At 35.8% G+C, this 24,106-nt stretch carries 20 protein-coding genes and 1 tRNA gene; 11 read left to right on the forward strand and 10 right to left on the reverse strand.

Features of this window, described 5'->3' with window-relative positions; genetic code table 11:
- Both ACHRV3_RS22590 and ACHRV3_RS22595 read left to right on the forward strand, forming a co-directional pair.
- Window positions 1–233 (forward strand): hypothetical protein (locus ACHRV3_RS22590; RefSeq protein ID WP_395442792.1); only part of this gene is annotated, 233 nt, incomplete at its 5' end.
- Window positions 234–351: 118 nt separating this feature from the next.
- Window positions 352–1,635 (forward strand): TCR/Tet family MFS transporter, encoded by a 1,284-nt coding sequence (locus ACHRV3_RS22595; protein WP_395436243.1) that lies wholly within the window; start codon window positions 352–354, stop codon window positions 1,633–1,635.
- 280 nt (window positions 1,636–1,915) lie between these two features.
- On the opposite strand, the gene ACHRV3_RS22600 is transcribed toward ACHRV3_RS22595, so the two are convergent.
- Window positions 1,916–4,588 carry a T9SS type A sorting domain-containing protein gene (locus tag ACHRV3_RS22600; RefSeq protein WP_395436244.1) on the reverse strand — a complete coding sequence of 891 codons (2,673 nt, stop codon included), beginning with the start codon at window positions 4,586–4,588 and terminating at the stop codon, window positions 1,916–1,918.
- A 157-nt stretch (window positions 4,589–4,745) separates the two neighbouring features.
- The gene (locus tag ACHRV3_RS22605) at window positions 4,746–5,585 is read right to left on the reverse strand and encodes a hypothetical protein (RefSeq protein ID WP_047779102.1); all 840 of its coding nucleotides are present in this window, start codon (window positions 5,583–5,585) and stop codon (window positions 4,746–4,748) included.
- A 199-nt stretch (window positions 5,586–5,784) separates the two neighbouring features.
- Between ACHRV3_RS22605 and ACHRV3_RS22610 the strand changes: the two genes are divergently transcribed.
- The gene (locus ACHRV3_RS22610; RefSeq protein ID WP_047779101.1) at window positions 5,785–6,753 is read left to right on the forward strand and encodes a C1 family peptidase; all 969 of its coding nucleotides are present in this window, start codon (window positions 5,785–5,787) and stop codon (window positions 6,751–6,753) included.
- A 52-nt stretch (window positions 6,754–6,805) separates the two neighbouring features.
- Here ACHRV3_RS22610 and ACHRV3_RS22615 read toward each other — a convergent pair whose 3' ends face one another.
- The 6 genes from ACHRV3_RS22615 to ACHRV3_RS22640 all read right to left on the reverse strand — a co-directional run bounded on the left by ACHRV3_RS22615 (window position 6,806) and on the right by ACHRV3_RS22640 (window position 13,808).
- Window positions 6,806–7,243 (reverse strand): retropepsin-like aspartic protease, encoded by a 438-nt coding sequence (locus ACHRV3_RS22615; RefSeq protein ID WP_395436245.1) that lies wholly within the window; start codon window positions 7,241–7,243, stop codon window positions 6,806–6,808.
- Complete coding sequence (locus ACHRV3_RS22620; protein ID WP_395436246.1) at window positions 7,195–9,843, reverse strand: CHAT domain-containing protein; 2,649 nt, start codon at window positions 9,841–9,843, stop codon at window positions 7,195–7,197. Before ACHRV3_RS22620 ends, ACHRV3_RS22615 begins: the two co-directional genes overlap by 49 nt.
- 101 nt (window positions 9,844–9,944) lie before the next feature.
- The gene (locus ACHRV3_RS22625) at window positions 9,945–10,097 is read right to left on the reverse strand and encodes a hypothetical protein (RefSeq protein WP_395436247.1); all 153 of its coding nucleotides are present in this window, start codon (window positions 10,095–10,097) and stop codon (window positions 9,945–9,947) included.
- A gap of 139 nt (window positions 10,098–10,236) precedes the next feature.
- Window positions 10,237–12,189 (reverse strand): PKD domain-containing protein, encoded by a 1,953-nt coding sequence (locus tag ACHRV3_RS22630; RefSeq protein WP_395436248.1) that lies wholly within the window; start codon window positions 12,187–12,189, stop codon window positions 10,237–10,239.
- Window positions 12,190–12,387: 198 nt separating this feature from the next.
- Complete coding sequence (locus ACHRV3_RS22635; RefSeq protein ID WP_395436249.1) at window positions 12,388–13,374, reverse strand: hypothetical protein; 987 nt, start codon at window positions 13,372–13,374, stop codon at window positions 12,388–12,390.
- A gap of 134 nt (window positions 13,375–13,508) precedes the next feature.
- Window positions 13,509–13,808 carry a hypothetical protein gene (locus tag ACHRV3_RS22640; RefSeq protein ID WP_047779096.1) on the reverse strand — a complete coding sequence of 100 codons (300 nt, stop codon included), beginning with the start codon at window positions 13,806–13,808 and terminating at the stop codon, window positions 13,509–13,511.
- Between the two features lie 131 nt (window positions 13,809–13,939).
- On the opposite strand from ACHRV3_RS22640, the gene ACHRV3_RS22645 reads away from it, so the two are divergent.
- From ACHRV3_RS22645 to ACHRV3_RS22670, 6 genes are all read left to right on the forward strand, one after another.
- Entirely contained in the window at window positions 13,940–14,524 is a 585-nt protein-coding gene (locus ACHRV3_RS22645) for an RNA polymerase sigma factor (RefSeq protein WP_047779095.1), read from the forward strand.
- Between the two features lie 2 nt (window positions 14,525–14,526).
- Window positions 14,527–15,252 (forward strand): tol-pal system YbgF family protein, encoded by a 726-nt coding sequence (locus ACHRV3_RS22650; protein ID WP_395436250.1) that lies wholly within the window; start codon window positions 14,527–14,529, stop codon window positions 15,250–15,252.
- 202 nt (window positions 15,253–15,454) lie between these two features.
- Window positions 15,455–17,119: a S41 family peptidase gene (locus tag ACHRV3_RS22655; protein ID WP_395436251.1), complete on the forward strand. Its 1,665-nt coding sequence runs from the start codon at window positions 15,455–15,457 to the stop codon at window positions 17,117–17,119.
- A 280-nt stretch (window positions 17,120–17,399) separates the two neighbouring features.
- Window positions 17,400–18,179, forward strand: a complete 780-nt coding sequence (locus ACHRV3_RS22660) for a TatD family hydrolase (RefSeq protein ID WP_230004282.1) — start codon at window positions 17,400–17,402, stop codon at window positions 18,177–18,179.
- 63 nt (window positions 18,180–18,242) lie between these two features.
- On the forward strand, window positions 18,243–19,379 hold the full coding sequence (locus ACHRV3_RS22665) for a 1-acyl-sn-glycerol-3-phosphate acyltransferase (protein ID WP_047779091.1): 1,137 nt from the start codon (window positions 18,243–18,245) through the stop codon (window positions 19,377–19,379).
- On the forward strand, window positions 19,369–20,400 hold the full coding sequence (locus tag ACHRV3_RS22670; RefSeq protein WP_230004283.1) for an asparaginase: 1,032 nt from the start codon (window positions 19,369–19,371) through the stop codon (window positions 20,398–20,400). Before ACHRV3_RS22665 ends, ACHRV3_RS22670 begins: the two co-directional genes overlap by 11 nt.
- Window positions 20,401–20,700: 300 nt before the next feature.
- Here ACHRV3_RS22670 and ACHRV3_RS22675 read toward each other — a convergent pair whose 3' ends face one another.
- Window positions 20,701–21,957 carry an MFS transporter gene (locus ACHRV3_RS22675; protein ID WP_395436252.1) on the reverse strand — a complete coding sequence of 419 codons (1,257 nt, stop codon included), beginning with the start codon at window positions 21,955–21,957 and terminating at the stop codon, window positions 20,701–20,703.
- Window positions 21,958–22,048: 91 nt separating this feature from the next.
- On the opposite strand from ACHRV3_RS22675, the gene ACHRV3_RS22680 reads away from it, so the two are divergent.
- Complete coding sequence (locus ACHRV3_RS22680; RefSeq protein WP_395436253.1) at window positions 22,049–22,918, forward strand: LysR substrate-binding domain-containing protein; 870 nt, start codon at window positions 22,049–22,051, stop codon at window positions 22,916–22,918.
- A 62-nt stretch (window positions 22,919–22,980) separates the two neighbouring features.
- Window positions 22,981–23,067: transfer RNA gene (locus ACHRV3_RS22685), tRNA-Ser, on the forward strand.
- Between the two features lie 722 nt (window positions 23,068–23,789).
- On the opposite strand, the gene ACHRV3_RS22690 is transcribed toward ACHRV3_RS22685, so the two are convergent.
- Window positions 23,790–24,106: hypothetical protein (locus ACHRV3_RS22690; protein ID WP_395436254.1), on the reverse strand; the 317-nt coding region annotated here is incomplete at its 5' end.

Raw genomic sequence — 24,106 nt, forward strand, 5'->3', positions numbered from 1 at the left:
TTAATTGGAATTTGGGATTTTTTATTGAATTAAATAAGTTGGAATTTGAGAAAAAAGTGGGCTTCGACTTCGCTCAGCCTGACACTTGGGGAGGAAAAACTTTGCGGCTTTGCGACTTTGCGAGAGACATTCTGAGGCTAAGAGGAGAGACTTTTATGAAAACCAGTACACTAAGGGTTAAATCCCAATATTTAAATCTCAAATTCCAAGTTAGGAGTTTCAGAACAAAATGATCCAGGACTTCTTCAATTGGAATTTGGAATTTTTCATTACCATCAAATAATTTGGAATTTTACAAAAAAAGGCCTTCCTTTTTTTTGTTTATTTGTATCACCTTACTAAAAAACAGCTATGTTACAAAAAAATAAATCTGCGGCTATTGGTTTTATTTTCATAACCATGTTAATTGATATTACCGGATGGGGGATTATTATACCGGTAATTCCGAAACTAATTGAGGAACTTATACATGGTGATATTAGTGAGGCTGCAAAAGTGGGAGGCTGGTTGACTTTTGCCTATGCCATAACCCAGTTTGTGTTTGCTCCCGTAATTGGTAATTTGAGTGATAAATACGGACGTAGACCGATTCTCTTAATTTCTCTTTTTGGATTCTCGTTAGATTATCTTTTACTGGCTTTTTCGCCTACAATCATATGGTTATTTGTGGGACGTATCATTGCCGGAATTACCGGAGCGAGTATTACGACGGCCTCGGCTTATATTGCCGATGTGAGTACTCCCGAAAACAGAGCTAAAAACTTCGGATTGATCGGAGCTGCTTTTGGTTTGGGATTCATCATTGGCCCTGTTATTGGGGGATTATTAGGACAATATGGTTCCAGAGTTCCTTTTTATGCGGCTGCCGTTTTGTGTATGGTGAATTTTTTATACGGCTTTTTCATCTTGCCTGAATCTTTAAAGAAAGAAAACCGCAGAGCTTTCGACTGGAAACGGGCGAATCCGGTTGGTGCTATTTTAGGTTTAAGAAAACATCCAACCTTAATTGGACTTATCTCCGCGATATTTTTGTTGTATGTAGGTTCCCATGCCGTACAAAGTAACTGGAGTTTCTTTACGATCTACCGATTTAATTGGGATGAGCGTATGATCGGAATTTCATTGGGTATAATTGGTTTACTAGTAGGAGTGGTACAAGGAGGATTGGTACGATGGATCAATCCAAAAATAGGAAACGAAAAAAGTATCTATATCGGTTTGGCTTTATACACGGTCGGGATGTTATTGTTTGCATTTGCATCTGAAAGCTGGATGATGTTTGTGTTTTTAATTCCGTATTGCCTTGGTGGAATTGCCGGACCAGCGCTACAATCTGTGGTGTCCAGTAAAGTATTACCAAGTGAACAAGGAGAGATTCAGGGAACGTTAACAAGTTTGATGAGTGCTTCTTCGATTATTGGACCTCCAATGATGGCGAACACTTTTTACTTTTTTACACATGACGATGCTCCTTTTAAATTTGCAGGTGCGCCCTTTATTCTGGGTGGTGCTTTAATGTTACTGAGTACAATCGTAGCCTATTTTTCATTAAAAAAACATGCTGTTTCAAAAGTAGAAACTAGACCGGCGACAGAAAGTATACCCGCCACTGAAACGATTTCAATAAAAGAATAAACTAGAAATAAAAAGAGCCTTCATTATTCAAAATGAAGGCTCTTTTTTTATTGCTGTCGGAAGATTATGAAGTAAAGCTGACAGGTTTTTGAAACCTGTCAGCTTTATTTTTAGGGTATTTAAGTATATTGTTCTTGAAGGGAAATTTTAAAAATAGCCACAGATTAAAGGATTAGATAATCTGTGTAAATCCTTTTAATCAGTGGCAAAAAAATAATTCGTGCCAATTGGTGAAATTCGTGGCAAAATTTACTGTTTCACTACTTTTGACCTTGATCCACTATTCCTTTACGAATTTTATGGCTTTTACTTTTCCGTTAGCTTTTACTTTTAAAATATAAATGCCAGTTGAAAGACTTGACAAATCAATTTCAGAGTGAGTTGTATTTATTTTTTTGAATAAAACAGATTTACCTGAAGTAGAGAAAATTTCAATTTCATCGATGGTCTCCTTATTGTCAAGGGTTAGAATGTGTTTGACCGGATTAGGCGAAAATTTGAAATACGCTAACTCAAAGTCAGGAGTAGAAAGTGCTCCATCAGATTTTGCTGTTACTGCAAGGCGTTCTGTACTTTCAATCCCGTTTATAGTTTGTGAAGCATAATAGATTATACCATTGACTAAAACGGTTGTTAGAGGTAAACTGGTTTCGGCCTTTTTACCGGTTGAGGAACTTTTGTTGCTGTACCAGGTAATGTTTTGACCCTCAACAACAATGTCAGCCAAAGTTTGTCCGGCTTTAAATTCGAAAACAATGGCATTTTTTCCATTTACAAGTGGTGCCGGTGGATTTACGGCTATGTCTTTAATAAAATAACATCCGTTGCTATCCTTTATATGTACAGAATGATACCCATAAGATATATTTGTAAAATAAGGACTGGATTGAAATGTACTCCCGTCTAATGAAAAAACATATTGTCCCGAACCTCCGCTAGTAGTAATAGTCAAAATTTGTGGATTTGCCTCTACAGTTGCAGTTAATAAAGAGGGTTGCGTAATTATTGCAGCTACCGATGAGATACATCCGGTAATATTATCCTTAACCGTTATGTTGTAAGTGCCGGCAGCTAAATTTTTCAAAAGAATTGGGTTATTACCAGTCCCAATAATATTGACACCCCCATTTACGCTATACGAATAACCGCTATCTCCTGCTGTTTGTAACTTTATAGCACCATTTTGTTCTCCAAAGCAAGTTACATTAGTTACAATCTCTAAAGTAGCTTTAGGAGTAACTGCTTTTTTTACTTCTATAATTAAAGTTACTGTTGCATCTTGTATATCCCGAACAGTTATATAATAAGTGCCAGGAGCTAAACCGGGAAATACATTTGAGGTAGTAAGAGGTTCGTTGTTTAACAAATATTTATACGAACCCGTACCTCCTGTTGCCGTTACCGTAATTGTTGCTGTAGGATTACTACAAGTTACAAGGGTTGTGGTAGCAACGGCAGAAAGGGTGTTTCTTGGGGCTACATTTATACCAGTTTTAGAAACGATACAGCCGTTTGCGTCTTTAGCATATGCGGTATACGTCCCTTCAGCCAGATTAGGGAATAGATCACCAGACTGATAAGGGATCCATAAATTGTTAATACCTGAGAGCGCATATTCATAAGTTGGGGTTCCTCCTGCTGCAGTAATACGTATGTTATTGGCATCAACCATTGCATCGGCCGTTAATTGATTGGGTTGCGTAATTTCTGCCGTTAGCGCTTTTATACATCCGGTAGCATTGTCTCTAACATTTATAGTGTAATTACCGGGACCTAAATTGTTAAAATAAGAATTGTTGTCGGAATTGCCATCTCTATATGGACCTCCATTTAAGCTATAAGAATAATCGGAGGGCTTTACTTTCTCTACCTTTATATAGCCATTTTGAACTCCAAAACAGCTTACATTTCCAACAACTAAAGTAGCTTCGGGAGGATTTACGGCACTTATTACCTTGGTTAGAGAGGTTGTAGCACCTTGACTGTCTGTCACGATTATAGTGTAAGTTCCGGCTGTCAAATCTGTAAATAAATTTGAAGTCGTAGAAGGGCCATTATTTATCGAATATCGATAAGTAGCTGAACCTCCTGTTGCCTCTACGGCTATTGTTGCTGTAGGATTATTACAAGTTATTGCAGTTACCGAAGCAACGGCAGAAAGTGTGTTTCTTGGGGCTACATTTACATTTGTTTTAGAAACGATGCAGCCGTTTGTATCTTTAACATATACGATATACGTCCCTGTAGCCAGATCAGAAAAGAGATTGCTAGCCTGGTAAGGCCTGATCCATACATTGTCAATACTTGAGACGGCATATTCATAAGATCCGGTTCCTCCTGCTGCGGTAATACGTATGTTATTAGCATCAACCAACACATCGGCTGTTAATGGATTGGGTTCGGTAATGACTAAAAAGGTTGTGGAAATACATCCAATTTGATCGCGGGCTTCTATAGTGTAAACTCCCGATACAAGATTGTAGAAATAAGGACTGGTCTGGTAAGGCCCATTATTAGCACCGTTATTTACAGAACGGTAAACATAAGGAGCTTTTCCTCCTGTAGATTGCATAAGGATAAAACCGTCATTTGCTCCGTAACAACGGGATTGCGCGGTTACTCCAACGGTATTCAATCTTGGATTTAGGATCAGATTGAAATAATTTGTCGTGACCGTTCCCTTATTATCAATTCGCGCATAAATAGTTCTAGACGGCTCCGTACTTTTAAATTGGGTTGCTTGCAAAATTGGATTTACATTCATATTCGCCTCCTGCAGACTAACATGATAAGTTAGGGTAGTTTCGGCCGGATTTAGATTGCCCAGTAAAAGAGAATTGTTGACGGTTAAATCGAAATAAGTATCGTCGTAACAGTGGTCAATAGGGTTGACTTGAGCATAAAACAGATTGGTAACTAATAAAAGAATAAAATAGAGTAGTTTTTTTTTCATACGTATCGGTTTGTTAAATAGAACTTTAACAAATATAGTATAAAAATAGATTTAGCGTTATTCTAATCATATATATGGGTTAGAATATGCTACAGCCATTTTTTTTTAAATAAAGAATTTTTAAGAAACCAATTTCGGCCTGAACCGCATAGCTCTTTTAAGGAATAAGCGTTTTCTTAAGATGTTGAATCTCTATCGCTGAGTTTATCCTTGTTGATAATTCATTGTAATCAGGATTGTAATTGTCCCAGATTTTCCAAATCCCGTCTCTCTTTTTTATAAAATACGTTTGTCGGTTTACTTTATTTAAAACAATTGAAATGGCGTCGTTTTCATCCTTCCATTCCAGATTCCAGAACTCCTTTGCCGTAATAATGGCAATGGTGTCGGTTATGCTGGATACTTTAAAATCAAAAATTTCAAAATTAGATCGGTTGTTTATGCAGTTGAGGTGGTAGTTTAATTGGGAATAATTTTCGAAAAGATCTTTAATTCGTTTGGAGAAGGGGCCTTCTGGAAACACAAAATCAGATAAGCCTTCGTGACAGATTTGAGGCAATTTTTTTAAAGAGTTGAATTCTTCGTGACAATAATCGATAATCAATTTTTCAAAAAAAGAAGCCGATTCTGTTTTATTTTCAAACTCCAATAATTTGTTGGCATCTATTGCTTCATCGTTTAGAAAACTGTTTAAAGAAGGATAACCAATAAAAATAGCCAGTTTGTCTAAACTCTTTAAGAAACGCAAATCAGAGCTTTTAGTTTTTGAAGAGTCATTTTTGAAAATCCTTTGCAAGGTCATACTCGAAATAGAACAACCCAGCTCATTTTTTTTAGAGCCTTGCATGAACTCTGATTTTTCTAAACCATCAGAAATAATTTCCGACAGTATAATATAATGTGCTCTTTTCCACTCTTTAACCCCGGACAAAGTGCTGTTTTGTATAACTGGATGCGACTGTATGCCTTTTATTAATTTTTCTATTATGATTTCCATGGGCGAATTTTTTTAATAATTGACGTTCTTTTTCACGGTAATTAAATACAATTCTTATTAATGAATACACGGTTACATAGTTATGTTTAAGATAAGTTACAGTTGTGGTATTCTTATTGTTAATGTTATGCCAAAACTACTGATAAATTTGTTAAATAATTTAACCGACTTAATAATTAACAATTAAAAACAAAGAATTATGAAAAAACCTCAAATTAAATTTTCAATTAGAAAAATTGCACTCTTATTTTTAGCATTGCTTGCTTTTTATTCTTGTGAAAAAGGAAATGATCAACAGGAAATCGATACTCAGGAAAAATTAATGGACGGACATGTTAATCTTTTAGATAAAGGAAGATATGGCTTGGCTCAAATGCCGGACACTTATTTAAAAAGTATTCAGTTTACCTCTCCGGAAGAATACCGTTCCAAAATTGCTCAATTTAGACCTGACTTAACGACTAGTGCTCAGAAAATGTCTTTAACAGCTAAAGTAGCAGCAGTAAAAAACTTGCCAACACCTCCGGTTGGAGATCAGGGAAGCGAAGGATCTTGCGTAGGCTGGGGAGTAGGATATGCTGCTCACAGTATTGCCCGATATCTTAACAATACTATACACCAAAGTAATTGGAGTGGAGCTTCAAGAAGTGCGGCATACGTATACAATCAGATAAAATTAGGAAATTGTGGTGCAGGTTCTTATCCAAATGATGCGATGAACCTAATCAAAAATCAAGGAGAATGTTCAGAAGCTCAAATGCCTTACATTGCCGGAGGTTGTAATACACAACCATCATCACAACAAAAAACTTGGGCTGCAGGTAGAAAAACTGGCGGATGGTTTAGTGTGAACCCAAAAAGTGTTGCAGATATCAAATATTACTTAAACCAAAATTACGCTGTTGCAGTATGTTTTGATGTAAATCAAAGTTTTTATGACATTCGTAACAACAACCACGTTTGGTCTAGTCTATACGGAAGCAGACAAGGTGGACACTGCGTATGTATAGTTGGATATGATGATGCTACAGGACTTTTTAAAGTACAAAACTCTTGGGGAGCAGGATGGGGCCGCAGTGGTTTCTTCTATGTGACTTATGCTAATATCACCAACGGAGCCTTCAATTGGGCGGGATGTATTGTCCCTAATCCATCGGCAAACTCTTAGTATTAGGATTAATTGGTAAGAAAAAGAGGCAGTTGTAAAACTAGCCTCTTTTTTATTGCAGGTATACGTAATGATTGTAATAATCAATAATGGCTTTTCCTTTAAGTAAAACATCAGCGCCAATAATGCCATGAACAGGTTTTGTTTTATAGGCACGTAAAGCCTCATTTACATGTGAAAGATCAAAAATCACCAAACTGAAATCAGTATCTTTCCAGCTCCCAAGTTGCAAACGATTGTGAGAAGAAAGTTGCGTTTCCATACCCGTTCCTCCAGCTCCGGAAGCTTTGGTTTTGGATTTTTTTGCCGATAGTTCGAAGTACTCGATGCTTTCAAATCCAATACAGGAATTAGAAGCTCCGGTGTCCAGAATAAAACTTCCCGAAACCCCATTGATTTTGACCTTAATAGACAAATGCTGTGTTTTGGTAATTTTGAACTTTATTTTTCGATACTTTGCTTTTTTAAGGACTTTCTGAAGATCTTCCATTTTCGATAAGGATTGAAAACCAAAAATAAACCAATTGCTGCCAATAAACTAATGCTATAGACGATATAATTGGAAGATTTTTCGGGTTGTGAAATAGTTCCGTAATAGACAAAAGCACTCCAATAATAAGGTGATTTTTTTGCATTTGGGATATTAGGATCCTTTAAAAAATCTCTTTTTGCATTGGCATTTGCTTCAACATAAGATTGTTTGTTTTTGAGGTTGGTATAAAAATCATCCATAAAAACAGAAGTCGTAAAATCGTTGACCTTCCACAACGAAAACAGTAAATTTTTGGCCCCCGCAAACTGAAACCCTCTTGCAATACTCATAGCACCTTCGGCTTTGTATAGTTTTCCTATCCCGGTTTCACAAGCACTAAGAACTACCAGATCCGGATTGATGTTGAGGTTGTATAATTCTGAATACAAGATTTCCTGATCATAAAATTTGATACTTGCTGGTGTTTCCAAATCGCCCGAAGAAGCATGTGTACTTAAATGTAAAATAGTATAATTCGCCGCATTATTTTTGAAATTAGAAAAGGTGGCGTTGCTGTTTTCAAAATACTGACCTCCAAAATTTTTCTTTATCGACTGCAATTCGTTTTTAGAAAAAGTTAAAGCAAAATTGGTTTTTTCGAAGATCGGAAAAATGCCCAAAACCGTTTTTTTAGCATTTGAATAGGGAATCGAGTTGAGGTAAATGGAAGCCGAATTTGTATACCCAATATTAAAATCATTCAGGAAAAAATCCATTTTTGCAAAATTGGTCGTTTTGGATTCCTTTGTAATTAAAGCTTCAAATGGTAGAAAATTCAAAATCCCATCCGGCACTATGATAAGGTTGGGATAAACAGATTTTTTAGGCAGTTTTAAAATATCATAAACCTGTTTGCTGTATGTATTGTAGTCGGAAATAGCATTGGTAATCGCATCGGCGGAATTGAAATAATCAATAAACTGAACAATTTTAGGAATTGATACAGGCGTTGTATTAAGTCGATCTAAACGAATCTGATTGTTTTGTAAAGTAAAATAATATTGATTTTCAAATCCCATAAAATAGCAAATCATCATGGCTTTATCCTTTTCCAGTTTTGAAAATAAGGCTTTTAAATTGCAGGTTTCAGGAATATAGTTTCCGTTTTTAGACTCCGTTTTTTTGAGCAAAAGCATGATTTCGTTTTGCTTTTTTATAAGTCGGTTTAGCTCTGAAAGCGTTGCAGAGTTTCCTTTCTGCTGTTCTTTTAAAATGGAATTGTTTAAGTTTTGAAGTTCGTACAAATAATGTTTTTCTGCTGCGGAAGCGTTTTTAATGTTGGAACGATAACTTTTTAAGATACCCGATTTGGTTTTTTCAGACAATTGAAAGGCGTTTTCAATATATTCAATTTTACCTTCTTTTTGATATAAATTGCTATAGATAGCAATACATTTTTCTGTCCGGTTTCGGGATCGTAGTTGTGTAATGATTTTTGAGTTTTCATAAACCAAAGAGTTCATCACTAAATTTTCGATATAAAATGAAATTTCAAAAGCTCGTATTGCTTCTTTTGGTTGCTTGAATTGGAAAATTTCCGCCTGTAGATCAAGCGCATCAATTAAAACCGTTTCCGCATACACTTGATTTTGATCCGGAAGACTGTTTTTTGAATTGTAATTGGGAACTAAAATTTTAAAAATAGCCGAAATCAGTTTCGTGCTTTCCTTGTATTTGTGTTCATCAAAAAGCAATAAAGCTTTTTCGTAGTATAGTTTTGCAAGTTTTCTGGGTTGTTGATTTTTGGTTTCTAAAAATAGTTTTTCGGCTTTTTCTAAATAGGAATTCGCAATTTTAAAATCTCCTCGCTGCCGATTTAGTGTTGCCAGATTCCGATAACAATTCGATAAAGTTTCGGATTGCTCTTTTTTGTTTTTTAAATAGTTAACAGCCAATTCAAATGCCTTTTTAGCATGCTGATGAATTTCAGGACGCATTAAATTAGTTGTGGAACTTAACAAATAATTATTCCCCAGATTATTCAGTAAAATCCCTTTTTGAGAATTGGATAATTTCTCTGTTTTTAAAGTGTTTTGTAACAATTCAATGGCTAACGAAATTTTACCCGAACTTTGATAAACGTTAGATAAATTGAGAATTGCTGCTATCTTCTGAGGCTCGTTTTTCTCCAGATTGGCAATAAAATAATATTGTTTAATGGTGTTTTCAGCATTGTCATAGTCGCCCAGAATCGTGTATAAATTGCCCAAAGGTTTTAAACAAAACTCCACAATATCGTAGTTTTTGAGTTTGTTCTTCTGATAGATTTGCCAGGCCTTTTCGTAACTTTTGATCGCCTTTTCCGATTGCCCGAATTGATTTTCGTAATAGGCTTTGTTGCAGTTTAAAACCACCAAGGCTAGTAATTCTGCCTTAGATTTTGGTCTTGAATTTTTCCAGAAATCAGCTTCTGCTTTATCAAGGTTCTGCAGCCCCTCCGGACTTGGATTACCCACAAAAGTATCTACAACATGGTATATCTTGTCTTCCTGACTTTGCCCAAAAACGGTCAGACTTAGGAAAAGGAAAATTAAACCATATAAGTGATGTGAGTTCATTTAAAGTTTGTTGGTGGGAAGAGTTAAACCATATAAGTGATGTGAGTTCATTTGAAGTTTGTTGGCGGAGGGGTTAAACCATATAAGTGATGTGAGTTCATTTAAATATTGTTGGCGGGAATAATTAAACCATATAAGTGATGTGAGTTCATTTGAAGTTTGTTGGTGGGAAGTATTAAACCATATAAGTGATGTGAGTTCATTTGAAGATTGTTGGTGGGAGGAGTTAAACCATATAAGTAATGTGAGTTCATTTGAAGTTTGTTAGTGGAGAAATTAAACCATATAAGTGATGTAAGTTCATTTAAAGTTTGCTGCGAAAAAGTTAAGCACAACAATATTCAAGCCAGCATAATATGAACTTACATCACTTATATGGTTTAAAAAAAACCGCTAAAACTTCCAAATTCCGTAAAACTGAAAATAGTTAAAATTCTGTTCAAAGTTGATTACATACCGTGCCCCCAGACTCGGACCAATTCGGGCCGCTCCAATTGTTAAGTCGAATAATAATCCGGTTTTAAAATCAGCAAAAGAATTTTTAACCGAATTCGAATCTGTTTTGGTGTTTATTACAAATTTTTCCGAATCTCCTTCAAAAGTTTCAATTTTTATAGTCTGATTTCGTTCCTGAGAAATATTAAAATTGGCTTGTAAACCCGCACCAACACCAATGTAGTTATTGATATTGTACCGAATCAGGATCGGGACTTCCCAATTGACACTTTTATTTTCAGTGCTTGTAGTAGTTCGTTGACGCTGTTTTAGACCATTGGGACTTATAACAATACCATCAATTACACTTGCGGCACTGTCATATTGATTGATACTATTGAGCCATTCCACCTGCCAGTAAAAGCGATACGACTTAAAAGGAGAAATAGTGGCCCCAACAAAATAACTCGTCGAGTTGTCTAAATCCGGATATAGATTGTAACCCGCTTTTGCGCCAATAGAGATTCCGGGTAAAAATCGGGTAGTGGCGTAGTTGGTAATGATAGGTTCATTTTTGTCGAAAATGATGGCAGTACGGGTTCTGGTTTTTACTTTGTGAAAGTCTTTATTAAATTTCATCGAATATTTCACAAAGCCTTTTGTACTGTCTTTTTCGTGTACATTTTTCTGTTCACTTCCCGGTAGATAGATGTTTTTGAACGTAAAAAAGATTTGTTTTTGTTTGATAATCGTATCGAGACAGCTTACTGTCGGAACTTCATCTTTCGGGCAAATCGGACATTCAGGGTACATGCTTTCGATTTTGAAAGTCTTTTTGTCAAACATATCGGGAATATCAGTTTCAAGGCGAATCATTCTGGCGGGCCCCTCTCCGTTGTTTTGGAAACGGGTTTTGAAGTTTACTCGTTTGAAACGCACGAATCGATAGTTCATAAAACTTCCGTTAGACCCCATTTTGTTTGGGTCATGAGAAGTAACAATTTCCATCTCAAGGTTTTTTATTTTATGGTTTTTATAACTTCGGTTAGGAACAAAGATGCCACGCATCGTAACAGTTGCGCTGGTATCTTTAATCATTTCAGGAGTCGTTTTGAACGTATAAAAAAGATTGCGGGTTTCGCCCGGATTGGCATCATCAAATTCTAATACCGAAACATTATGATAGGTTTTATGGGCGTCTGACAAGGAGGCGTCAAGATCTTCTTCGGTTGTGGTATTTTTATATTTTTTGATTCTTGAAATGCTTTCGGCAGAAGCCAGATACGATTTGGTATCCTCAAGATCATTCACAGAAGCCACTACATTTTCTTTTACTTCACGTTCGTTGGCATGAGTCCTGAAATCTACTAATTCGAAATTGTTGTTTTTGAATTGTTTTTCATTGTAGAATAAATAAAGCTTTCCACTCGAAACATAATTTTCCAGATTTTGATAACTCACTACAACTACCATTTCTTGTTCCGGAATAGGATCACAGTTTTTTAAGAGGGCAAAGCCGTTCTGATCTGCAATAGAAGCAATGTCCTTATAATTAGAATCTGTAATGTCATTTACAGCAACTTTTTTAGGACGTGTTGCCGGAGGTTTCCCGTTGTCGTAATTGTTGGTTAGGGCTAGTCTTGCGGTGTAATTGCCCTTGTTTTTATAGACATGTTTAGGTTCGGCCTCTTTGCTGTAATGTCCGTCTCCCAGTTCCCATAGATAGGAATAACTTGGTTTTGGAGCACCCGCAATTGGAATTAAAGGTGGCGTCTCAGGTTTGAAAGTAACCTGATTCCCGTTCTGATTGTAAATAATAGTTGCTCTTCGGGTTATGGTGTCTTTTACCTTAGTTTGTGCCAACGCCATTACAGAGGAAAGAAAAATTAAATAACATAAAAGCTTTTTCATATCGAGGAGGTTTTTTATCTCTGAGGTATGCAGCGTCCTTTTCTGTCCATCGTTGTAGATGGCGGAAAGGCGCCGTTCAGATAGCTGTTGGGGACAGGATTAGCTTCTGTAGCACATCATAAATAATTGTAAGACAGATTAAATGTAAAAAAAAGTGATGAGCTAATCACCACTTTTTCTCAAAAAGTATTTAGTAAGTTACTGAATAGCATTAATTGCTGCTACCAGTTGCGCTTCGGTGCCGACTGTTGTTTCGGCAAGTGTGAAGCTATAAATATCGCCGGCAGCTACGGTTACCCCTTTTATTGCGTAGCGCCATTGACCATTATTTTCCGTTACAAAAATCACATGACAAGCCAATCCAATTGGAATTTGTCCGTAGTGTTCGCTAAACAATCCGGCTGTTGTATAGGTATCCAGTTTGGCCAATGCATTTGTTCCTTCGCCGTCATAAGACAAATAAACAGCACTGTTGTTGTTGTCATACCCTTCAGGTGCATCTACAAGAAGGCTTGTTTTTGGTCGAGGATCACTGTAAAAACGGTCCACGTTTGTCCATCCAAAGTTTCCAAAAGTAACATAGTAGTTTGATGCTTCTCCTTTTACACCGCCACCATTTTGACCTTCACCATCTTTAGCTTGTTTCCAAACCAATTCTCCTGCTTCGTCAATTCTTCCTGTCCATAAGGTCATCGCATTGTCTACACCATCCGTTAAAGCTGCCGGAATGATCATACTCATAGAACAAGAGGTTTGAAGTGCAACACCCCCTTGTGTAGCCTTAATGAAAAATTCACCTCCCGAAATCAATAAGTTTTTCTTTCCGTCTGTTGTAAGTCCCATGGTAGGTTTGTTGGTCACGAGCATGTTTCCTTTGTCAAAAAGTTCCACGTATTCAATGTCAACGGTTCCGGTCACGGGAGTTCCGTTTTTCATTAAACAATCTCCGTTGATGCTTACTTTCACACCTTTGGCAGAAGTAAAGGTTACCACACCACTTGCGGCTGTGATGGTGAAGTTTTGTGTATTTCTTTTAAGCCCTTTTTCACTGATGCTTTTGAAAGCTGCAGAAGTTGGCGGAAGAATCACATTGTTGTCGCCATCGTTGTTGTCGCTGTTGTCACAACTTACTAATGTCGTTATAGCGAATAATAAAAGTCCGATTGTTTTAAAATTTGTTTTCATGATGTTTAGTTTTAATAGTTATTTGTGAATAGATGTTTACGAAAGGGAAATTGTTACCCTCTGTTTTTATTTTATTTCGATTTATACTAGTAGATCAATGACATGGAGAATTTGTTACCCCTCTTTTTAATAAATTATTTCGAAAGGCATTTTTCTTCAAAAACATTCCCGTCTTCATCCAGTGCAACCAATATGTCTTTCTTTTTTGAAAATGAAATAACAAAGTACAGCCACACTATTGACCAAAGACCCATAGTGAGGACCGTAAGAAACAGATGGAAAGGATGGTTGATTTCTTTTTTTTCTTTGGATAAAACAGCATAAGGTAATTTTTCGTTATGCTCGATAATGACAAAACCATTTCGTTTTTTAGCGGTAAGCATTTTGTGAAACTGATCCAGATTTTTTTCGTTTATAAGTTGATAACTTTCCATGTCACTTCATTTTTTGAATTGTTTAAAAAGATTCTTGTGTTGTTATATCAATTTGATTTTGTAATTGTTACCCCTGTTTTTGAAATTTATTTTAAGATTCTTTTTACATTAGCGAATTAAAAAGTTGTTTTATGGCCAAAACTAAAATTCATTCCGACCAAAAATATATTGAAGGGCTTGCTGCTAATAATTCGACTATAATTCAGGAGATTTATAAAAAGTATGTTCCGAAAGTTGTTTTCTATATTAGGAACAATTCCGGTAATCAGGATCAGGCACAAGATATTGTTCAGGAAATAATGATACTGCTTTTTAATCAGGCCAAAGCCAATACACTACAGCTAACCTGTCCGTTTGATGCCTACTTTTTCTTGTTGTGTAAAAGAAAATGGCTAAACGAATTAAAAAAAACTGCCAATAAGGGGGTAACAATTAATGAAGATGCGGGATCTATAAGTGAATCTGCTCATGAATTGGTAGAGCAAACCAAAGAATTTGATGAAAAACAACAGCTTTTTGATACCATGTTCCAAAAATTAGGAGATAAATGTCAGGAAGTATTAAAGTTGAGTTTTACCCTAAAAACGATGGAAGAAGTTGCCGAAAAGCTTAATGTTACTTACGGGTATGTCCGTAAAAAGAAGTCATTATGCATTGGCCAGTTAACACAGTGGATTCAGGAAAATAAAAACTTTAAATCTCTAAAAAATAACTAGTCATGAACGAAGAACGCTACATATTATTTGACCAATACCTTCAAGGCGAACTGACTGTTGATGAAAAAGCGAATTTTGAAAAACAATTATCCGAAGATCAGGAATTTTCTGCGGAGTTTGAGGCTTTCCAAATAGCGCAGCAGCAATTAGAAAATAAATTCGGAATTGCAGCAGAAAGAGAGGCGTTTAAAGAAAATCTGATGAAGATTTCGGACAACCATTTCAATAAAAATAAATCAAAAGTAATTGCCCTGAAACCTTGGAATTATGCAGTTGCGGCCTCTGTAGTACTTTTGGTAGGATTGTTCTTTTTTAATTATACTCAAAAACCGATTTACGAAGAGTATAGTGAGCACGAACAGGCTTATTTTACGGAAAGAGGGGATGTAAATACAGCCTTAAAACAAGCAGAAATAACTTTTAATGCTCATAACTATAAAGCTGCAATCCCGCATTTTGAAACGGCTCTAAAGGAATCAAAAACACCCGAAGTTCAATATTTTTATGGAATTTCTTTATTAGAAGACAATCAGTATAAAAAAGCGGAAACCACCTTCGAAGAGCTAAGATCCGGAACCTCGGCATACAAATACAAAGCAACTTGGAGTCTCGCTTTGTCTAAATTGAAACAAAAAGATTATATCGGTTGTAAAGAGATCCTGCGCACCATTCCTCAGGATTATGAAGATTATGTTGAAGTTCAGATTCTACTGAGGGATTTGAGATAGTAGTTTTCAGTCTCAGTCTCAGTCTCAGTATTCAGTCTCAGTATTCAGTCTCAGTATTCAGTCTCAGTATTCAGTTATTCGGCATGCCGGGACTGAGACTGAGACTGAAAACTGAGACTCTTTATTTCGTCCTAAAATTCCTCTTTTTTAAAATTTATTATTTACATTCGGCCAACCAAAAAACAACCAAATTTTAAACCGAATGAAAAAGGTTATCCTGTTACTTCTTCTTGTGTCTTCACAAATTGTGTTGGCAAATTCAAAAATTACCGAAACCGAAAAACTTACCGCCACTTGCAAAGTCTGGGGATTTCTGAAATACTATCATCCAAAGGTAGCCAACGGAGATTTTAACTGGGATCAGCAGTTGTTGGAAATTTTGCCAAAAATAGATAAAGCAAAGACAAAAGAGGAGTTTTCATTAGTGTTGGAAAATTGGATTGATGCTTTAGGCGAGGTAAAAGCAATTGCGCCAATTGTAGTACCAAAAGATACAGACTACTTTGATAAAAACTTTGATTTATCGTGGATTAGCAAAAATAAAAACTTCTCGAAAAGACTTTCGAAGAAATTAAAATTTATAGAAGAAAACAGATTTCAAGGAACGCTCTTTTATATAGAAGGTAAGGAGCATGTTGGAAATGTTGCTTTGAAAAATGAAAGTTATAAAAATCCGGACTTTAAGGATCAAAATTCAAAACTTCGACTGCTGTTTATGTACTGGAATTTAATTGAATATTTTTTCCCCGATAAATACCAAATGGATCAGAAGTGGGATACAACTTTAGAAAAAACAATCCCGCTTGTTCTTAAATCTGAAAGTGCTGATGCTTTTTATGGCGCAATGAAAAAATTAGTGTCTAAACTTGATGATAGTCATGTAGAGTTTTTCATATATCCTACTACGGCATCAACTACTAAGATAAAGAGATATTTTCCTGCTGATGGTAAGATAATTGAGGAGAAACTGGTGGTTACAGAAATTTTGGGCGACAGTCTGGCACAGGCATACGATATAAAAATCGGTGATGTAATTACTAAAATAAATGATAAAACAATAAAAGAACTTATTTTAGAAAATAAAGACATGATTTGCGCGTCAAATGAAGCTTCGTATCTGGATAAACTGGTCAAGATGATTTTGTTAAGTAATTCAGATACAGTCAAAGTAGAGTTTTTAAAAGACGGCCAGTACAGTACAAAAACAATGACCTGGTTTAATTATCATGATTCTCACCGAAACGAGTTCAAAAAAGGAGCTCAAAAAAAGAAAGAAAAGTTTAAGCTTTTAGAGAATAACATCGGTTATGTCAATATGGGAGTGCTAAAAGACAGAAATATTCCGGACATGATAGAGACTTTAAAAGCAACCAAGGCGATCGTTTTTGACATGAGAAATTATCCGAACGGCACTTATCAGGAAATAGGAAGGTTTATAAACCCTCAGGAAAAAGAATTTGCAATTTACACCCGTCCCGATTTAAGTTATCCGGGAAAGTTTGTATGGAGTGGAGGAACCTCAATCGGTTTTGAAAATAAGGATCATTATAAAGGAAAGGTAATTGTACTGCTCAACGAGAAATCAGTAAGCCAATCAGAATGGACCGCAATGTGTTTTCAAACCGCCGGAAATACGACCATCATCGGAAGTCAAACCGCTGGCGCAGATGGTAACGTTTCTGAATTTGATTTCGAAGGATTTCATACACTATTCTCCGGAATAGGAGTGTTTTATCCAGACAGACGCGAAACACAAAGAATCGGCATTGTTCCGGATATAGAAGTTAAACCAACCATAAAAGGAATCCAGGAAGGAAAAGATGAGGTTTTAGACCGTGCATTACTATTTGTAGAATCAGGTAAATAACAGTGCCTTTTTTCGATATTGATAACCCTTTCGAAAGCATAACCAATAATCTTTGTGGTAGTCAGAGGATGTAAAAGTTACTCCAAAAGTTACACACAGAATAAAGTTCACGATAAAGAGATCAATTCAGTAAAAAGAAGAAAATCAGTTTTAATCCGCGTCTTCACGTCAGTGAACCCGTTTAATCCGCGTCCCATTTTTAACGTAATACTTGTGAGTATAATCAAATTGGGAAAGTGTACAATATTGTCGTAATTTTGGCTTTTTTAAATTGATACACTTGAATTCAACAGTAATTATTACCGATACGCACACCCACTTATATTCAGAAGAGTTCGATCAGGATCGTGACGAAATGATACAACGCGCCATAAACGCCGGAGTAACACGTTTTTTTATTCCTGCAATTGATGCTGCAGCAACACAATCGATGTATGACTTGGAGCAAAATTATCCCGAAAATGTATTTTTGATGATGGGGTTACATCCCACTTACGTGAAAGACAATTATCTGGACGAATTGAAACACGTAGAAACCGAATTGACAAAGAGACAGTTCTACGCCGTTGGTGAAATTGGAATCGATTTGTATTGGGATAAAACACATCTTAAAGAGCAGCAATTCGCCTTTAGAAAGCAAATTCAGTTAGCAAAACAATATAAATTACCGATCGTAATTCATTGCCGTGAAGCGTTCGATGAGATCTTTGAAATTCTCGAAGAAGAGAAATCAGCCGATTTATTTGGAATTTTTCACTGTTTTACCGGAACACAGGAACAGGCTTTACAGGCAATATCCTACAATATGAAGCTCGGAATCGGAGGTGTAGTAACTTTTAAAAACGGAAAAATTGATCAGTTTTTAAATCAAATCGATTTAAGACATATTGTTCTCGAAACTGATTCGCCCTATTTGGCGCCAATTCCGTACCGTGGAAAGAGAAATGAAAGTAGTTATGTTATTAATGTAGTAGCAAAATTAGCAGATATTTATAACGTTTCTGAAGCAGAAATAGCGGCAATTACAACACAAAATTCAAAAGACGTTTTTGGTATTTAACCCACAACTTACAATACTTTGATTTTTTTTTTGTTCTTTTGCGCATTAAAATAGATATTTATAATGCAGAGATTTGATGCCATTCGACCTTTTTATGATTCAGAAATAAATGAAGCACTTCATGGTGTTGCTAATCATCCGATGATGAAAGCCATGATGAATTTTACTTTTCCGGAGTTAGAAGACGAAGTTTGGAAAGATCAATTGAGAAAAACACATTCGATTCGTGATTTTCAGTGTAATTTTATTTATCATACGATTCAGAAAGTACTGGAAAGAAGTTCAGAAGGACTTACAACTTCAGGCTTTGAGAAATTAGAAAAAAATACTTCCTATTTATTTGTCTCCAATCACCGTGATATTTTGTTAGATACCACTTTGCTGAACGTTTGTTTATTCGAACACGGTTTGGTGATGACGGCATCTGCTATTGGAGATAATTTAGTTAAAAAAGCATTTTTAAGCACATTGGCAAAACTGAATAGAAACTTTTTAGTTCTGAGAGGTTTAACGCCAAGAGAAATGTTACAGAGTTCCAAGTTATTGTCTGAGTATATGGGACAATTATTGCTTCGCGAAAATCGTTCAGTTTGGATTGCACAAAGAGAAGGACGTACCAAAGACGGAAATGACGAGACCAATCCGGGAGTACTTAAAATGATCGGAATGGGTTCTGATGAGGCTAATCTAATGGATTATTTCAAAAAGATAAAAATAGTTCCGGTTTCCATTTCATACGAGTACGATCCGACAGATGTTTTGAAAATGCCACAATTAATGGCAGAAGCAAACAACGAAGTTTATATTAAAGAGAAAAACGAAGATTTCATGACCATTTTAAGTGGTATCATGGGAACTAAGAAAAGAATACATATTTCTGTTGGAGATGTTTTAGATACAGAAATTGATCAGATTGCAGCGGAGAATGATAATGCCAACAAACAAATTCAGGCTTTGGCACAAGTAATTGATGATTCTGTTTTGAAAAACTATCAATTATGGCCGACCAATTTTATCGCTTACGATATTTTGAACGAGACAGATAAATTCTCACACAAGTACAAAGAGAGCGAGAAATCCCTTTTTGAACGTCGTTTAGAAATGAGAATTGGTAGCGATAATCCGGTTACAAGACAAGGATTTTTGGCTATGTACGCCAATCCGGTGGTTAGTAAATTAAAATATCAGGATGTCATCTAAAGCTAAAATACTTTTAATTTATACCGGAGGAACTATCGGTATGAGCAAAGATTTTGAGACAGGAGCGCTCAAAGCTTTCAACTTTAGTAAATTATTACAAAAAATTCCGGAGTTAAAACAATTGGATTGCGAAATCGAAACGGTTTCATTTGAGAACCCAATTGACTCTTCCAATATGAATCCCGAAATGTGGACCAAAATTGCCACAATTATCGAGGAGAACTATATCCCTTTTGATGGGTTTGTAGTGTTGCATGGTTCAGATACAATGTCGTATTCTGCTTCAGCATTGAGTTTTATGCTTGAGAATTTAGCTAAACCTGTAGTGTTTACCGGATCGCAATTGCCAATTGGAGATTTGCGCACCGATGCTAAAGAAAATCTGATTACTGCTATTCAGATTGCTTCACTTCAGGAAAACGGTAAACCCGTGATTCACGAGGTTTGTTTGTATTTTGAATATAAATTATACCGTGGCAATCGAACTTCAAAAGTAAATGCAGAACATTTTAAAGCCTTTACCGCACCTAATTATCCTGAATTAGTAGAGTCAGGTGTACATTTGAAATTAAACGAACATTTATTTCTGCCTATAAAAACGGCTGCAGACTTAATTGTCCATAAGAATCTGGACAATCATGTAGCAATTGTAAAAATGTTTCCCGGAATGAGCGAAGCTGTTTTGGGTTCGATTCTGGCAACTCCCGGTTTAAAGGGAATTGTTTTGGAAACATACGGTTCCGGAAATGCTCCAACCGAAGATTGGTTTTTGAGTTTGATAAAAAAAGCAATTCAATCCGGTTTGCATATTGTAAATGTTACACAATGTTCGGGAGGAAGTGTGAACATGGGACAATACGAAACCAGTACAGCTCTGAAAGAATTAGGCGTAATTTCAGGAAAAGACATTACAACCGAAGCCGCAATTACAAAACTAATGTATCTGTTAGGTCATAAAATCAAAGCAGAAAACTTCAAAACAATATTCGAAACCGCTTTGCGCGGAGAAACTTCGTTATAAATAATTAAATTATAATATTTAAAATTCCAAATTCCAAAATTGAGAAAATTGATTTCTTAATTTTGGAATTTTGTTTTTAGCAGATAAACGTAAATTTTTCCAGGTTGATTTAGAGACATCATTGAAGACATACTTTTCCATATAATTATGCAACATGTTTTTGCACGAAAGAGAAGCAACTCTTAATATACTTTTAATGATGCTAAAAAATACCATCCACCAAGAAACCAAGTCTAAAATGAACTTATATTACTTATATGGTTCAAAGCTCACAAGTCCACAAGTTTGGAATTTGGAATTTTAAATATTGGAATTTAAATTATCAGGATTTCTGTATTGAACAGGGCAAGTCTCCAATTTCTCTGCAGTTTTGTGATTTTTGTAATACACATAAACAAGTACAGAAATAAGACAGATTACCCCCTGAATTGCCACTGTCGCTCGCACACCAAGTGAATGAGAAATGTACCCAATAATCAAACTTCCCACAGGAATCATTCCCTGATAAGCCATCATATAATAACTAATACTTCTCGAACGCATGTTTACAGCACTTTGTGTCTGAATATAAATGTTTATCGATGAGGTTTGTCCCATCATTCCAATACCACTTAGAGTCATACAAATAAGAGCAACAGTCAGACTGCCGGAAATCGCTAGAATAATGACACTAAAACCGAGCAGTAAACTCGATGTTATCATTATTTTATTCATGTTTTTGGATGTTTTTAAGTTGGCAAGGTAGATGGCAGCTAAAACAGAACCGATACCGGCGGCACTTTCAAACCAGCTAAAGGTTTGGGCATTTCCATTAAAAATATCTTTAGCAAAAACAGGCATAAGCGTATTAAAAGAAATTACAAACAAACTACTGCACATAAGCATAAGTAACATTCGGGCCATTTCGGTTTCTTTTTTTACATAATCCAGACCTTCCATGAAATCATCCAACATTTTGAGTTTGTTTTCTGCTTTGATATGGGGTGTGATTTTCATCAACATCAAAGAAATTAGAACCGGAATATAACTTAGAAAGTTTCCCATAAAACAAATGTCTTCACCATATTGATGTAAAATAATTCCGGCAAGAGCAGGTCCTGCAATTCTCGCAAAGTTATTTAGAGTTGAGTTTAGCGCTACTGCATTTGGTAAATCCTCTTTGTCGTTTACAATATCAATCATCATAGTTTGTCGACAAGTCATATCAAAAGCATTGATAATACCTTGTATAAGACTCAGCGCTAGTATAAAGTTAATGTTGTATATTTTTAGATAAATAAGGAGTGCCAATGCGCCTGCCTGTAGCATTGCCAAAGATTGTAATACCATCATACAGCGATGTCTGTCGTAACGGCCAATAATACTTCCGACCAGAGGTGCTAAAAATAAAGATGGGATCATACTCAAAAAAGTCGCCAGTCCAAGTAAAAATACAGATCCTGTGATGCTATAAACCATCCAGCTTACAGCAGTTTTTTGCATCCAGGTACCAATAACCGAAACCGACTGACCGTAAAAGAATAATTTGAAGTTTTTTGATTTTAACGCCTTAAACATGATGCCTTTTGTTTTTTTACAAAGTTCGGAATTATGTTTTCATTAGAAAAATTAATAATTTTACTGATAATAAGTATTAAAACTTATCAATATGGAAATCTACCAACTACACTATTTTATAAAAACAGCTGAGGTATTACATTTTACAAAAGCAGCGGAGCTTTGTTATGTAACACAATCCGGATTATCACAGCAAATAAAAAAACTCGAAGAAGAACTCGGAATGCCTTTATTCGTCAGAATTGGGAAAAAAGTGCAACTCACCGAAGCCGGATCTGTTTTTCTGATTCATGCCAAACAGGTTATAGAAAACGTGCAAAACGGTAAGCAGGCAATCGATGATTTAAACGATATGATTGGTGGGGAGTTGCGACTTGGTGTGACCTATATCTTTGGGCTTTTGATTTTACCGGTGATCAATTCGTTTGCAAAAAGATATCAGAATTTGAAAATTGTGGTAGAATACGGAACAACTGAAGCTTTAGAGCAGAAACTAATGAAGAACGAATTAGATTTGGTTTTGGTTATTTCGTCTCACGAAATTGGACTTCCAATTCAGAAAGTGCCTTTGTTTACTTCTCAGATGGTGATGGTGGTTTCAAAATCACATCCTTTGGCGATTTTAGATAAGATTGCTTTCAAGAAAATAGAAGAGATTCCACTTATTTTGCCGGGAAAAGGTTCTAATTCGAGAGAATTTGTAGAAGGGTTGTTTCTCAAACACAATATGAAACCCAAAATTGCGATCGAATTAAATTCTATTCATGCTTTGTTGCAAATGGTAGAAAACAGCGATTGGGCGACTATAGTTGCTGAAAAAGCGCTGAAAGGCTGGAATAATCTGAAATCTATTGTGATTACCGGAGTTCCAACTAAAAGAGATTCGTTTATGTTGACGATGGGAGGATACCAGAAAAAGGCCGTAAAATTGTTTATGGAGGAGTTTAGAAAAAGTATTTAAAAGGAATGTTGGATTTTACTTTTGTAAGTCACTTTTTTTTATGTTATTTGCAAACCGAAAATAGAGAGGTGTCCGAGTGGTTGAAGGAGCTAGCCTGGAAAGCTAGTATATGGGTAACTGTATCGTGGGTTCGAATCCCATCCTCTCTGCAAAATTAAAACCGCAATTTCATGTTATGATGAGATTGCGGTTTTTTCGTTTTTTCGACTTTTTCTTAAGGTAGAAAATAAATGATACTGCTTTGTTAATTAGTGTGTTTATGCCATCTTTTTTGGTGTTATTGATTCCTTCTTATTATTGTAGTCAAGATTTCTCCGGTGAAATCCATTCGTTTCGATCAGTTTTCTTTATATAGTACACGCTCAACCCGACAGGTTTTCAAAACCTGTCGGGTTTGTTTATTAGAAACGATATATAATAAGGTAAGGAATAATAGTTGTTCTATATAATGTATATGGAGAAAGTTGATAAGATCAGCTTCCTACGTAGAAGATAAACATTCAAGCTTGGCGTTCCTATATTTAACCATCAGATTAAATTAAAAAGCATCCAGCCTACAAAAGAAGTTATAGATTCCCTAAATTAGATACTATAATATATAGGAGCAATCATATCCTTAATAATACACCCCCAACCCGACAGGTTTTCAAAACCTGTCGGGTTTATTATCCTAAATCCACAAGCCTCAACATTAAAAAAAAGAAGAAACTTAGCGCCTTTGCGTCTTTGCGAGACTATCCAGAGTAAAGAGAGAGCCCGAGAAGCAAGAATAACTCCGAGAGTCTAAACCCTCAAAAGAGCAAAACCCCAGTAAAATCAGCCCTTCCAAAAGAACAGCAACAGTGTAAAACCACAACGTGAAAGAAAATTCCTAAAAACAACAGAAAAAGAAGTTTTGTAAAAACACCATTACCAGTAAGTTAAGAAAAAGATTGAAAAAAAGGCAAAAAAAGCAAAGTAAAAAGCTTGTAGAAACCAATAAAGGGCCTACTTTTGCACCCGCAACGACGCAGACGTTCCCTGATAGACTGACAAGAAAAGAGGATTTATTTTTTAGAAATGTTTGAGAAAACAAAATAAAAAAAAGATTCAAAAAAGCTTGTGAGATTTGAAAACGCTGCTTACCTTTGCACCCCGCAAAACACGCAAGTTCATTGAGAGATTGGTTAAGAAAAGAAGAAAATTGGA

It is taken from the genome of Flavobacterium sp. FlaQc-49, assembly GCF_044005985.1.
GTDB lineage: Bacteria > Bacteroidota > Bacteroidia > Flavobacteriales > Flavobacteriaceae > Flavobacterium > Flavobacterium cupriresistens.

Excerpts from the sequence above, each read along its gene's own strand:
- ACHRV3_RS22665 (WP_047779091.1), top strand. The coding sequence starts at position 18,243 with ATGCAGAGATTTGATGCCATTCGACCTTTTTATGATTCAGAAATAAAT.
- ACHRV3_RS22595 (WP_395436243.1), top strand. The coding sequence starts at position 352 with ATGTTACAAAAAAATAAATCTGCGGCTATTGGTTTTATTTTCATAACC.
- ACHRV3_RS22645 (WP_047779095.1), top strand. The coding sequence starts at position 13,940 with ATGGCCAAAACTAAAATTCATTCCGACCAAAAATATATTGAAGGGCTT.
- ACHRV3_RS22640 (WP_047779096.1), bottom strand. The coding sequence starts at position 13,808 with ATGGAAAGTTATCAACTTATAAACGAAAAAAATCTGGATCAGTTTCAC.
- ACHRV3_RS22600 (WP_395436244.1), bottom strand. The coding sequence starts at position 4,588 with ATGAAAAAAAAACTACTCTATTTTATTCTTTTATTAGTTACCAATCTG.
- ACHRV3_RS22675 (WP_395436252.1), bottom strand. The coding sequence starts at position 21,957 with ATGTTTAAGGCGTTAAAATCAAAAAACTTCAAATTATTCTTTTACGGT.
- ACHRV3_RS22605 (WP_047779102.1), bottom strand. The coding sequence starts at position 5,585 with ATGGAAATCATAATAGAAAAATTAATAAAAGGCATACAGTCGCATCCA.
- ACHRV3_RS22610 (WP_047779101.1), top strand. The coding sequence starts at position 5,785 with ATGAAAAAACCTCAAATTAAATTTTCAATTAGAAAAATTGCACTCTTA.
- ACHRV3_RS22655 (WP_395436251.1), top strand. The coding sequence starts at position 15,455 with ATGAAAAAGGTTATCCTGTTACTTCTTCTTGTGTCTTCACAAATTGTG.
- ACHRV3_RS22650 (WP_395436250.1), top strand. The coding sequence starts at position 14,527 with ATGAACGAAGAACGCTACATATTATTTGACCAATACCTTCAAGGCGAA.
- ACHRV3_RS22615 (WP_395436245.1), bottom strand. The coding sequence starts at position 7,243 with ATGGAAGATCTTCAGAAAGTCCTTAAAAAAGCAAAGTATCGAAAAATA.
- ACHRV3_RS22670 (WP_230004283.1), top strand. The coding sequence starts at position 19,369 with ATGTCATCTAAAGCTAAAATACTTTTAATTTATACCGGAGGAACTATC.
- ACHRV3_RS22620 (WP_395436246.1), bottom strand. The coding sequence starts at position 9,843 with ATGAACTCACATCACTTATATGGTTTAATTTTCCTTTTCCTAAGTCTG.
- ACHRV3_RS22635 (WP_395436249.1), bottom strand. The coding sequence starts at position 13,374 with ATGAAAACAAATTTTAAAACAATCGGACTTTTATTATTCGCTATAACG.
- ACHRV3_RS22630 (WP_395436248.1), bottom strand. The coding sequence starts at position 12,189 with ATGAAAAAGCTTTTATGTTATTTAATTTTTCTTTCCTCTGTAATGGCG.
- ACHRV3_RS22625 (WP_395436247.1), bottom strand. The coding sequence starts at position 10,097 with ATGAACTCACATTACTTATATGGTTTAACTCCTCCCACCAACAATCTT.
- ACHRV3_RS22680 (WP_395436253.1), top strand. The coding sequence starts at position 22,049 with ATGGAAATCTACCAACTACACTATTTTATAAAAACAGCTGAGGTATTA.